This window comes from Marivita sp. S0852 (assembly GCF_046591575.1).
Taxonomy (GTDB): domain Bacteria; phylum Pseudomonadota; class Alphaproteobacteria; order Rhodobacterales; family Rhodobacteraceae; genus Marivita.
Window position 1 is genome coordinate 54,638 of the sequence record NZ_JBIQWA010000004.1, and the last position, 11,935, is coordinate 66,572.

General features: G+C 59.6%; 10 protein-coding genes. 2 read left to right on the plus strand and 8 right to left on the minus strand.

Translation table 11 applies throughout. The annotated features are described in order from the left end of the window. Positions 1–133: 133 nt before the first annotated feature. Positions 134–1,684: a Ppx/GppA family phosphatase gene (locus ACG74X_RS09310; RefSeq protein ID WP_411234301.1), complete on the plus strand. Its 1,551-nt coding sequence runs from the start codon at positions 134–136 to the stop codon at positions 1,682–1,684. Positions 1,685–1,690: 6 nt separating this feature from the next. On the opposite strand, the gene ACG74X_RS09315 is transcribed toward ACG74X_RS09310, so the two are convergent. The 8 genes from ACG74X_RS09315 to purD form a co-directional block, all read right to left on the minus strand. Next, positions 1,691–2,989 carry a DUF3422 family protein gene (locus ACG74X_RS09315; RefSeq protein WP_411234302.1) on the minus strand — a complete coding sequence of 433 codons (1,299 nt, stop codon included), beginning with the start codon at positions 2,987–2,989 and terminating at the stop codon, positions 1,691–1,693. 286 nt (positions 2,990–3,275) lie between these two features. Further along, a complete protein-coding gene (locus ACG74X_RS09320; protein ID WP_411234304.1) occupies positions 3,276–4,772 on the minus strand; it encodes an NAD(P)(+) transhydrogenase (Re/Si-specific) subunit beta in 1,497 nt (498 codons plus the stop codon). 12 nt (positions 4,773–4,784) lie between these two features. Continuing rightward, positions 4,785–6,362: a Re/Si-specific NAD(P)(+) transhydrogenase subunit alpha gene (locus ACG74X_RS09325; RefSeq protein ID WP_411234306.1), complete on the minus strand. Its 1,578-nt coding sequence runs from the start codon at positions 6,360–6,362 to the stop codon at positions 4,785–4,787. Between the two features lie 139 nt (positions 6,363–6,501). Then, the gene (locus tag ACG74X_RS09330; protein WP_411234307.1) at positions 6,502–6,954 is read right to left on the minus strand and encodes a methyltransferase family protein; all 453 of its coding nucleotides are present in this window, start codon (positions 6,952–6,954) and stop codon (positions 6,502–6,504) included. An 84-nt stretch (positions 6,955–7,038) separates the two neighbouring features. Continuing rightward, a complete protein-coding gene (locus ACG74X_RS09335) occupies positions 7,039–7,236 on the minus strand; it encodes a hypothetical protein (RefSeq protein WP_411234309.1) in 198 nt (65 codons plus the stop codon). 148 nt (positions 7,237–7,384) lie between these two features. Beyond that, entirely contained in the window at positions 7,385–8,287 is a 903-nt protein-coding gene (locus ACG74X_RS09340; RefSeq protein ID WP_411234310.1) for a DMT family transporter, read from the minus strand. A gap of 46 nt (positions 8,288–8,333) precedes the next feature. After that, positions 8,334–8,930, minus strand: coding sequence for a LysE/ArgO family amino acid transporter (locus ACG74X_RS09345; protein ID WP_411234312.1), 597 nt, complete (start codon positions 8,928–8,930; stop codon positions 8,334–8,336). After that, positions 8,927–10,189, minus strand: coding sequence for a phosphoribosylamine--glycine ligase (gene purD / locus ACG74X_RS09350; RefSeq protein ID WP_411234313.1), 1,263 nt, complete (start codon positions 10,187–10,189; stop codon positions 8,927–8,929). The genes ACG74X_RS09345 and purD overlap by 4 nt, the downstream gene beginning before the upstream one ends. 115 nt (positions 10,190–10,304) lie before the next feature. On the opposite strand from purD, the gene xseA reads away from it, so the two are divergent. Beyond that, positions 10,305–11,855 (plus strand): exodeoxyribonuclease VII large subunit, encoded by a 1,551-nt coding sequence (gene xseA / locus ACG74X_RS09355; protein WP_411234315.1) that lies wholly within the window; start codon positions 10,305–10,307, stop codon positions 11,853–11,855. The last annotated feature ends 80 nt before the right edge of the window (positions 11,856–11,935 follow it).

Below are 11,935 nucleotides of genomic sequence, written 5' to 3' on the forward strand. Positions count from 1 at the left end.
ATCCATCTGCAGTGTCCTTCTGATCACCGCATAGGGCTTAAAAGCGACGCTTCACCACACGCGGACTGGTTGAGTGTTATTGACCTGACGCCGTCGCTTTGCAACGGTGCCCGCAACCCGACCCGGAGGCCGTATGGACGGAAACACCGCATCCGAACACGACATGGCAAGCCCCTTTGGTCGCCCCCTGTTTGACGATCCCAAGGCGCGTGCGCTGTCGCGCGTTGGCGTTGTCGATATCGGATCGAACTCGGTGCGTTTGGTCGTGTTTGACGGCGCGGCCCGCTCGCCTGCCTATTTCTACAACGAAAAGCTCATGTGCGGTCTGGGTGCGGGCATGTCCGAAACCGGGCGTCTGAACCCGCAGGGCCGCGCCCGCGCGCTCAACGCACTGAAACGGTTTCAGGCGCTGGCTGACGGGATGAAATTGCCCCCCCTGACCGTGGTGGCCACCGCTGCGGTGCGCGAGGCCGAAGACGGACCCGACTTTCGCGAGGATGTTCTGCGCGAAACGGGCTTGCGGATCTGGGTGATCGGCGGCGAGGAAGAGGCCCGGCTTTCTGCGCAAGGCGTGTTGCTGGGCTGGCCCGGCAGTTATGGTCTGGTCTGCGATATTGGCGGATCGTCCATGGAATTGGCAGAAATATCCGACGGTCGCGTCGGCCGACGCATCAGCTCGAACCTTGGGCCTTTGAAACTGCGCGACCTTCCCGGCGGGCAAAAGGGACGCGATGCGCATATCAAAGACGTCATGCAGCGCCTTGCACAGCATATGGGCCCGCAACCAGACAGATTGTTCCTTGTCGGCGGATCGTGGCGAGCGATTGCCCGTGTAGACATGCACCGACGGGGCTATCCGCTACAGGTTCTGCACGAATACCGGATGGACAAAAAATCTGTCAGTGAGACGGTCAAGTTCATCAAATCGTCAAGCATCGAAGAGCTGCGACAGGCCTGCGGGATATCGAATGCGCGGATGAGCCTTGTTCCCTATGCTGTGGATGTTCTGAAGCGGCTGACCCAGACCTTCAAGCCCAAGGATATCGCCATTTCCAGCTACGGCATCCGCGAAGGGCTGTTATACGAACAAATGCCGCAAAACCTGCGCGACCGCGACCCCCTGATCGAAGCCTGCCGCTTTGCCGAAGCCAAGGATGCCCGTCTGCCCGGATTTGGCAAAAAGCTCTACCGCTTTGTGCAGCCGTTGTTTTCCCGGTCCGACGAAGCGCGGATGCGGCTGATCAAGGCGGCCTGCCTTTTGCATGATGTTAGCTGGCGCGCGCATCCCGATTACCGGGCTGAAACCTGCTTTGACAACGCCACCCGCGCAAACCTTGGCGGGCTGAAACATTCCGAACGCGTTTTTCTTGGTCTGGCGCTGTTGCACCGTTACAAGAACAAACGCGAGGGCACCCGTTTCGAAGACCTTGAAGGTCTGTTGTCCGAGAAAGCCACACAAGACGCCGAGGTGCTGGGAAAGGCCCTCCGGTTTGGTGCGATGCTGTGGATGTCAGATGCCAGCGCCGATGGCACCGCGCTAGAGTGGAAGCCCCGCAAAAAGCTACTGCGCCTGAAACTGACCAAAGCGTCGGTGCCGCTTTATGGCGAAGTGGCCGAAGCCCGGCTTGCGTCTTTGGCGGCATCATTGGAGGCGCAAACCGAAATCGTGGTTCAGCGGTCCTGACCGGCGTTAGAAATCGGGACCACTTTGTTCAACCACGCGCCGAATACGGCGTATCGCAAGCCACACAAGCAAAACCACCGGGAGCGTCACCAAGCCGGTCAACGCGCCCTTGGATATCCCAATCGCATCGGCGACCGGATACAGCAGATACCCGGCCAGTGAGACCGCGTAATAACTGATCGCCACCACGGAAAGCCCTTCGACGGTTTTCTGCAGGCGCAATTGCATATCCGCGCGCTGGTTCATGCTTTCCAGCAATTGCTGGTTCTGTGCCGACCGCGCGACCTCGACCCGCGTGCGCAGCAAATCCCCGGCCCGCACCGCCCGCGCGGCCATGGCCGACAAACGGTTTTCTGCCGATTTGACGGTGCGCATCGCCGGATCATAGCGGCGGGTCATGAATTCGGCAAAGGTCTGACGCCCTTCAAACCGTTCTTCGCGCAGCACGGACACACGCTGGGCCACAATCGCCTCATAAGCGCCGGTCGCCCCGAACCGAAAGGACATATGCGCGGACAGGCTTTCCAGTTCTGCCGATACCGACAAAAGCGCTTTTAGCCGGTCCTCTTCCTGCCCGTCACCATTTGTCATCGCCGCCATCAGACGGGTCAGTTCATTGTCAATCTCGCCCATGCGCGGACCAAGTGCGCGCACGCGGGTGAAGCCCAGCATGGACATCGTCTTGTAGGTCTCGATCTCGCACAGGCGTTGCACGATACGCCCGGCACGACGCCGCCCAATGCCGGGCGTGACAAACACGCTGAATCGCAGGTGGCCTGCGGGATCAATACGAAAATCACCGGCAACAATGGCCTCGTTGTCGATAACACGGCTGACGGCCAGGCTCTCGGGAACAAACCATTCCGACAGGCGCGTGCAAATCTGCGAATCATCGGGCCGTTCTTCCAGCCGGATCAACGCGGATGTGATGCGGACGCCGGGAGCGTCGGTCAACCAATCGTCGGGGAAGACGTCCATGTCGGCCGGATCAAACGGGCGGTCAGACAAACCGTTCATGAACACGGTATAGGTCACGAATTCGGTGTGTTGTTCCCATTTCAGCATATGCTGCCCGATCTGGCCGGAAAAATGCGTGGCCCCCGGTTGCGGATGTGGCGTGCCGTAGCGGTCGAGCAATGCGATCAGATGGTTCAGATCATCCGCCTTGTCGCGCGCTGCGGCACCGTCGGCTTTCTTGATAGCCAGATAAACCGCCCGGCACGGAGCGCCCAGCGACGGAAACGGCCGTGCGTGAAGCTCGTTTGACAACGGATAGCGAAGGGGATGATCTTGGATCGGAGACATGCGTGCACCTGTTACAGTATGATCGTCAGCTAGGTGGATGGCTGCGTCAAGTAAAGAAAAAACTTGTTTATATTCAGTATTTTACCAGTATCCTACAGTATGCATTCAGCAAATGCCGACAGATGCATCGCTTTGCCCCTGTTTGCAGCACATTTGACACCGGGCCCTACATCGCTTGCGCATTGATTGACACGTCAGGAGCGACAAACGCCCATCTGCACCTACCAACCAAAAAGCCCCACGCAATATGCGCGGGGCTTTGTATCGGTCATCTGTTGATGACCCGTTAGGAGATTTTGCTCAACAGCGTGCCCAGGCTGGCTTTCGCGTCGCCATAGAACATGCGGGTGTTGTCCTTGAAGAACAGCGGGTTTTCGATGCCCGAATACCCCGTCCCCTGCCCGCGCTTGGACACAAAGACCTGCTTGGCTTTCCAGCACTCCAGCACTGGCATTCCGGCGATGGGCGAGTTCGGATCGTCCTGTGCCGCAGGGTTCACGATGTCGTTCGAGCCGATGACGATGGCGACATCCGTATCCGGGAAGTCGTCATTGATCTCGTCCATCTCCAAAACGATGTCGTAAGGCACCTTGGCTTCGGCCAGAAGCACGTTCATGTGCCCCGGCAGACGGCCCGCGACCGGGTGGATCGCAAAGCGAACGGTCTTGCCCTTGGCCCGCAAACGGTTGGTCAGTTCCGCCACGTTTTGCTGCGCCTGTGCCACCGCCATGCCATAGCCCGGGATGATCACAATGCTGTCCGCGTCTTCCAACGCAGCAGCCACACCGTCCGCGTCAATGGCGATTTGTTCGCCTTCAACGGCCATCTGTTCGCCCGCTGCACCGCCAAAGCCGCCCAGAATGACGCTGATGAAGGATCGGTTCATCGCCTTACACATGATATAAGACAGGATCGCACCGGACGAGCCGACCAGCGCACCCACAACGATCAAAAGATCGTTGCCAAGGCTGAAGCCAATCGCAGCCGCCGCCCACCCAGAGTAGGAGTTGAGCATCGACACCACGACGGGCATGTCCGCGCCGCCAATACCCATGATCAGGTGATAGCCGATGAACAGCGCCAGAAGCGTCAGAAGCACCAGCGTCCAGCTGCCAGAGCCGCCCATATACATGACCGCCAGCAGAACCGACGCAGCCGCAGCGGCGGCGTTCAGAAGGTGCCCCCCGGGAAGCTGCTTGGCCGAGGTGTCCACCTTGCCGGCCAGCTTGCCATAGGCAATGACCGACCCGGTAAAGGTGACCGCGCCGATCCAGATGCCCAGCACCAGTTCGACCCGCAGGATGCCGATCTCGACGCCGGATTTCTTGGCGATCAGCTGACCAAAGGCGGACAACCCGTCATAGGCTTCTTTCGGCAGGCCAATGGCCGTGATCCCATCATCGCCCACAGCCCCCAAAACAAGGCCCTGCGCGTCGTAGATGTTGCCGATATAGTTGATCATGATATCGGCGTTAAAACCAACGAACACCGCTGCCAGGCCGACAAGGCTGTGCATGATGGCCACCAGTTCCGGCATCTGGGTCATTTCGACCTTGGTGGCGAGTTGATAGCCAACCACGGCACCACCGGCGATCAGAACAAGCGAGGCCAGCCACAGGCCCGAGCCGGGGCCGAACATGGTTGCGACCACGGCCACAGCCATGCCCACAATGCCGTACCAGACCGCGCGTTTCGCGCTTTCCTGCCCGGACAGGCCACCAAGCGACAGGATGAACAGAATACCTGCGACCACATAGGCCGCGATCGTGAATGCGTTTTCCATTGCTCGTGCTCCTTAGGACTTTTGGAACATGGCGAGCATGCGCCGTGTCACGAGGAAGCCGCCGAAGATGTTGACGGAGGCCATGAAAATACCAAGCGCGGCAAGAAGCGTGATCAGCATACTCGACGATCCGATCTGAATGAGCGCACCAAGGATGATGATCGACGAAATCGCGTTGGTCACCGCCATCAGCGGCGTGTGCAGCGAATGCGCCACGTTCCAGATCACCTGGAAACCGATAAAGACGGACAGAACAAACACGATAAAATGCTGCATGAAACTTGCGGGCATGCCAGGGATCAGCCCCACACCCAAAACCAACGCGGCCCCCACGGCCAGCAAAGTCACCTGTTGCTTGGTCTGCGCCTTGAACGCGGCCACTTCCTGCGCGCGTTTTTCCTCGGCGGTCAGCTCGGGCACCTTTTCCTTGGGTTTGGCCGCAATCGCCTGCACCTTGGGTGGGGGTGGCGGGAAGGTGATTTCATTTTTGAAGGTCACCGTCGCGCCGCGGATCACATCATCTTCCATGTCATGATTGATCTGACCGTCCTTTTCAGGGGTCAGGTCGGTCATCATATGACGGATATTGGTGGCGTAGAGCGTGGACGCCTGTGTCGCCATGCGGCTTGGAAAATCGGTGTAGCCGATGATCGTCACGCCGTTGTCGGTGACGATCTTTTCGTCCTTCACGGTCAGCTTGCAATTGCCGCCCTTTTCAGCGGCAAGATCAACAATGACCGACCCGGGCTTCATCGCATCGACCATATCCTTGGTCCAAAGCTCGGGCGCTTCGCGGTTGGGGATCAGCGCGGTGGTGATCACGATGTCCATGTCGGGTGCCAATTCGCGGAACTTGGCCAACTGCGCTGCCGCAAATTCTGGTGAAGAAACAGCCGCGTAGCCGCCGGTTGCAGCGCCGTCCTGCTGTTCTTCCTCGAAATCGAGGAAAACAAATTCGGCCCCCATGGATTCGACCTGTTCGGCCACTTCGGGACGCACGTCAAAGGCATAGGTGATCGCACCCAGCGACGTGGATGTCCCGATGGCCGCAAGGCCCGCAACGCCCGCGCCCACAACCAGAACCTTGGCCGGTGGCACTTTACCGGCGGCGGTAACCTGGCCGGTGAAGAAGCGGCCAAAGTTATTGCCTGCCTCGATCACCGCACGGTAGCCCGCGATATTGGCCATCGACGACAGCGCGTCCATTTTCTGCGCGCGGGAAATACGCGGCACCATTTCCATCGCGATGACATTGGTGCCCGCTGTTTTGGCGGCTTCCATACCTTCGTCGTTGGCGGCTGGATTGAAGAACGAGATCAGCGTCTGCCCGTCGCGCAGGTGCTTGAGTTCCGCGCTTTCGGGCTGACGAACCTTGGCGACGATGTCTGCCTCTTTCCACAGCGCCGCCGCCGTTTCGATGACAGTCACACCCGCCTCTTCGTAAAGCGCGTCAGAAAAGCCAGCCTTGACCCCCGCTCCGCTTTCGATCAGGCAGTCATATCCGAGTTTCTGGAGTTGTCGGGCGCTGTCGGGCGTCATCGCCACACGATTTTCGCCCTCGAACACTTCCTTGGGAGTTCCGATTTTCACCTGAGCTGTCCCCCTTTTTGCGTCATTTCATGGTGCCGTTACGGCAGATTCAGCGGAAAACCGTCTACAGTGCTGACCTGTAGCACACAATACACCCTCCCCCGCGAACCGCTCATCTAGTACGGTTGGCCGCGGTCGGCTAGAGCCAACGTCGCGTTTGTTTCTCATATCGTGCAAAATCCGCACGGAAATTTCGTCTGAGGCGTTTTTCTTCTGCTATTATAAAGTGTCGCTCGATCCACCAGACGAAGATCGGGATCAAAGGAAGCGACAAGACAGCATCCCAATACAGGATCATCCCTGCCAAAATCAGCGAATCGGCAAGGTATATGGGATTACGCGTGCGGGAAAAGACACCAGAGGTGATCAGGTGCGATGCCTCTTGGTGTGGAATGATCGTTGTGCGGTGACGCCGAAATTCGAACGCGGCAAGCGCAAACAGCACCAACCCGCCGCCAACAAGAAGGCCACCAAGAAGATCACCCCAGACAGGCCCAAAGCTGAGCCCATAGGAATAATACGACTTTTGCACCCACGCGAGCAGAAGCGCGGTGCAAAGCCAGACTGGAGGACTGTCGACTAACTTGAACATGGCGCGGATATAGCAAGCGTCCGAGAGCGACGCGACCCGCGCTAACAGGACAAATGGACGCCGCGGGGAACGGCGGCCCTGATCCTACATTTTTACACAGCCAAGGATTTCGTTCTTTGGAATTCGAGCCACCATGACACCGCCGCTGACACGTTTTACGTGAAAGCCATAGCCGCGCATGCGGAATTTCCATTCAGTGTCAGACAAGGTTTTCTGACGTTCCGCCACCAGGAAGTGACGCAGTTCGCCCAGATCGGACGCGGCAGTTGTTTCAGCAAACATGGGTGTCTCCTCGTACGTTTACATCCACAGTGTTCGTGCCCAAATGTGGCTAGACTTGGAAAAAGACCCGGTTTTTTTCGGAAATCGAAACAATCGTTATGATGCCGAAATATCGCATCTGACGATGACAGACCGTGTGCGCAGCGCGTCATGTTTTTGTCTCGTTCACGGCGGGTGTGATCTTGGCCTTGCGCAGCACCGCTTCGCGCCAGGTGATGAACGCCACCGACGCCATGATCACCGCACCCCCCAAAATCACCCAAGGATCCACCGGTTCGGCGAAAAAGATCACCCCGACCAGCACCGACCAGACCAGTTGCAGAAAGGTGGCAGGCTGGGTCACGGTCACCGGGGCCGCCGCAAAGGCAAGCGTCATGGTATAGTGCCCGGCGGTTGCAAAGCACGCGACCAGCGCGATGATCCCCAGATCAACCCAGCTTGGCGTGACCCAGACTGCAATCGCAAACGGAGCAAGGCCGATGGTGACGGTGATTGACAGCAACGCCACCACCATGCTGGCTCTCATTTCTCCCGACATGATCTTGGCAATCAGATAGCTGCCTGCGAAAAACAACGCCGTCCCAAGCATCGCGATATGGCCGATATCCAGTTCCCTGAACCCCGGCCGCAGGATAATGAGCGCCCCGGCCAAGGCCGCAATCACCGCCAGCGCCCGCCGCAATGCCAGCTTTTCCCCCAGCACAAAGACCGCAAGAATCGTCACATAGACCGGATTGAGGTAATTCATTGCCGTCACTTCGGCGATGGGCAGGCGGGTCATGGCAAAAAACCACAGGATCACGCCAAGCGAATGCACAAGACCGCGCAGCGCAAACAGGCTTTTTTGCCGTTTGGTCAGGGTCACGGCCATCAAATCCCGCCAGACCGGGATCAGAAATACCAAACCGATCACATAGCGCAGAAACGCAGATTCGGCTGGCGGCACGCGTCCATCCAGCAATTTCACAAACGCGGTGACCGCCACAAAACACATGCCGGTCGTGATCATCCACAGGATGCCCGCCAATGGTCTGTTCGGGAATGCTGTCATGCGCGCACTGGAGCGGAAGTCCGGCACAATGACAAGTGCGCGCGGCTCACATCAACAAAAGCTTGCCCGCAATGGCCAGCATCGTCAGACCGACAATCACATCAAGCACTTGCCATGCGCGCGGCTTTGCAAAAATCGGAGCCAACAAACGCGCGCCATAGCCCAGCGCAAAGAAATACAGAAAGCTTGCCAGCGCCGCACCGCCGCCGAATGCAACCTTGTGATCATATTGCGCAGAAACCGCCCCCAACAGGACAACCGTGTCCAGATAGACATGTGGGTTCAGCCAGGTCAGGGCCAGACAGGTCAGCACCGCGCCGCGCAACGATCCGGCCGCCTGCACCGTTTCCATATGCTGGCCGCCGCGCCATGCCGCGATCAGCGTGCGCACCCCGTACCAGATCAGGAACGCCGCTCCGAACAGACGCATACCAAGCTCCAGCCCCGGCACCGCTGTCGCCAATGCCCCGAAACCCGCAACCCCGGCGACGATCAACACCAGATCCGAAACAGCGCAAATCAGGCAAACAACAAAGACATGGGACTTCAGAAGTCCCTGTCGCAACACAAAGGCGTTCTGGGCTCCAACCGCCAGGATCAGCGAAAACCCCAGCGCAAACCCGGCAATTGCATCGGGTATCACAAGGCGCGCCAGCCGATATCCCGGCGGTAAAACCCGTCCGGCCAATCAACGCTGTCCGCCAGCGCATATGCCCGGTCGCGCGCCTCTTGTAGCGTCGCGCCGCGCGCGGTCGCATTCAACACCCGCCCGCCGGTAGCGATGAACTGCCCGTCTTTGCGTGTTGTGCCAGCGTGAAACATCATCTGAAAACTGTCCTCGGTCATTCCATCCAGACCGGTAATAGCCGTGCCTTTCCGATACGCGCCGGGATACCCGTTTGCGGCCAGAACCACGGTCATGGCGTGATCATCGGCCCAGTTCACGCGTGTCTCGGCCAAGCGCCCATCCGCACAGGCATGCATCATATCAAACGCCTGCGCACCAAGACGCATCATCAGAGCCTGACATTCCGGATCGCCAAAACGGACATTGTATTCGACAAGCCGCGGCTGACCGTTCTCGATCATCAGTCCGGCATAGAGCACGCCTTGATAGGGCGTGCCGCGCCGGGCCATTTCGGCCATGGTGGGTTTGATGATTTCGTCCAGTGCCTGTTGCGCAATCGCATCGGTCAGAACGGGCGCAGGTGAATAAGCCCCCATGCCGCCGGTGTTCGGGCCGGTGTCGCCTTCGCCCACGCGTTTGTGGTCTTGCGCGGTGCCAATGGGCAGAACGTCGGTGCCATCGCACAAGACAAAGAACGACGCCTCTTCCCCTTGCATGAATTCTTCGATCACCACCTCGGCCCCCGCCCCGCCAAAGGCACCACCAAACATATCGTCAATGGCGGCCTCTGCTTCAGGGACCGTTTCGGCGATGATCACCCCCTTGCCTGCCGCCAGACCATCGGCCTTGACCACGATAGGGGCGCCTTGCGCGGCGACATAGGCCTTGGCGCTGGCCGCATCGGTGAAATGGCCATATGCGGCCGTGGGCGCGTTGGCCGCCGCACATATTTCCTTGGTAAAACTCTTGGAGGCTTCCAGTTTCGCCGCCGCCGCAGAGGGACCAAAGACCAGCAATCCCGCGTCGCGCAACCGGTCCGCCACACCCGCCGCCAACGGCGCTTCGGGGCCCACGATCACAAAGTCGATGCTGTTTTGCTCGGCAAAGCTGACCACCGCGCCGCCATTTTCGACATCCAAATCGGCACAATCCGCGATCTGCGCGATACCGGCATTGCCCGGCGCGACAATCAGCTTGTCACATTTCGGATTTTGCAGCGCCGCCCAGGCCAAAGCATGTTCGCGCCCGCCGCTTCCAAGGATCAGGATGTTCATGCGCGCGCCCTTTCCGTGCTTTTCCTTACCGTTGCGGCGTTCTAGGGTTGGGCGGAATTGAGGGCAAGGTCGGATGGACAAGATTGTCCAACGATCCGTGACACAGCGAGGCCAGATGTCCGACTTAATCGACGATCCGAAACCCGGCCAGAACCTGCCGGAATATACCGTGTCCGAAGTGTCAGGCGCGGTGAAACGCACATTGGAAGATCAGTTCGGGCGCATCCGCGTGCGCGGCGAGGTCGGGCGCGTGTTCACCGCCCGGTCCGGCCATTTGTATTATGACGTCAAGGACGACCGCAACGTGCTGGCGTGCACAACCTGGAAAGGCCAGGTGTCGCAATTGTCCGTGGTGCCCGAAGAAGGGCTTGAGGTTGTCGTGACCGGGCGCATGACATCGTTTGGCGGCCAGTCGAAATACAATCTGAATGTCGATGAGGTGACCGTCGCGGGCGAAGGCGCATTGATGGCGATGCTGGAGAAACGCAAAAAAGCGCTGGCAGCCGAAGGTTTGTTCGATCCCGCCCGCAAAAAAGAGCTGCCCTATCTGCCGGATATCATCGGGGTGATCACATCGCCCTCGGGGGCGGTGATCCGCGATATCCTGCACCGCCTGCGCGACCGGTTTCCGCGCAAGGTGCTGGTGTGGCCCGTCGCGGTGCAAGGGGCCAACTGCGCTCCCGAAGTGGCGCGCGCAATCGCCGGGTTCAACGCGTTGACACCCGGCGGGTCATTGCCCCGGCCTGACCTTCTGATCGTGGCACGCGGCGGCGGCAGCATCGAAGACCTTTGGGGCTTTAACGAGGAAATCGTCGCCCGCGCCGCAGCCGCGTCAGAGATCCCGCTGATTTCGGCTGTGGGACACGAAACCGACACCACGTTGATCGACTTTGTGTCCGACCAGCGCGCGCCGACCCCCACTGCTGCCGCTGAAATCGCGGTGCCGGTCAGGTTAGAACTTTTGGGCTGGGTCAGCGACCAGAAGGCGCGTATGTCTCGTGCCCTCGCCCAACGGCTTGAAACGCGGGGACAGCGGCTGCGCGACATGGCCCGGGCCTTGCCGCGCCCTGACAGCCTGTTGTCCGGCCCGACGCAGCGGCTGGACCTGATGTCCGATCGCCTGCCCCGCGCCCTGACCCGGTCAGTCGATCTGCGGCGCGGTCGGTTGATCGAAGCCGCCGCCTCCTTGCGCCCTTCGCTGCTGGCGCGCGCCCTGGCCGAACAGCGCCGTCGTTACGAAGGCAGCGCAGACCGCCTTGCGCCAGGATTGGTCCGGGTGATCGACACCAAACAAGAAGCGCTGGCACGCCGGACGGATCGGCTCAGTGTTAAACCGATCACACGCGATTTGGCGGCGAAACAAGAGCGGCTTGAAACGCTTGGCCTGCGGCTGTCCTCTGCCGGACACGCACAGATAAAGGATTGGCGCACCAGGATCGACGCCCTCGACCGGTTGCGCGAGACGCTTGGATACAAGGAAACCTTGAAACGCGGGTACAGTGTTGTGCGCGGTGACGGGGCGGTGGTGACCACCCGCAAGGCCGCCAAAGCCGCAACCGCGCTGGAGATCGAATTTGCCGATGGGCGGATGCCGGTTGGGTCAGCTGGCACCAGATCGACGGCCAAACCCAAACCCAAGCCACCTGAACAAGGGTCGTTGTTCTAGATGTCGCGTCTTATGGGGCTGCTGGTCGACACAGGCGTTTGGCTCTTTGCTTTCCACGCGCTGCGTTCTAAGCCGTAAGT

What these genes read in the sequence shown, in the direction of transcription:
- ACG74X_RS09310 (WP_411234301.1), top strand. Translation starts at nt 134, where the DNA reads ATGGACGGAAACACCGCATCCGAACACGACATGGCAAGCCCCTTTGGT.
- ACG74X_RS09315 (WP_411234302.1), bottom strand. Translation starts at nt 2,989, where the DNA reads ATGTCTCCGATCCAAGATCATCCCCTTCGCTATCCGTTGTCAAACGAG.
- xseA (WP_411234315.1), top strand. Translation starts at nt 10,305, where the DNA reads ATGTCCGACTTAATCGACGATCCGAAACCCGGCCAGAACCTGCCGGAA.
- purD (WP_411234313.1), bottom strand. Translation starts at nt 10,189, where the DNA reads ATGAACATCCTGATCCTTGGAAGCGGCGGGCGCGAACATGCTTTGGCC.
- ACG74X_RS09335 (WP_411234309.1), bottom strand. Translation starts at nt 7,236, where the DNA reads ATGTTTGCTGAAACAACTGCCGCGTCCGATCTGGGCGAACTGCGTCAC.
- ACG74X_RS09320 (WP_411234304.1), bottom strand. Translation starts at nt 4,772, where the DNA reads ATGGAAAACGCATTCACGATCGCGGCCTATGTGGTCGCAGGTATTCTG.
- ACG74X_RS09330 (WP_411234307.1), bottom strand. Translation starts at nt 6,954, where the DNA reads ATGTTCAAGTTAGTCGACAGTCCTCCAGTCTGGCTTTGCACCGCGCTT.
- ACG74X_RS09340 (WP_411234310.1), bottom strand. Translation starts at nt 8,287, where the DNA reads ATGACAGCATTCCCGAACAGACCATTGGCGGGCATCCTGTGGATGATC.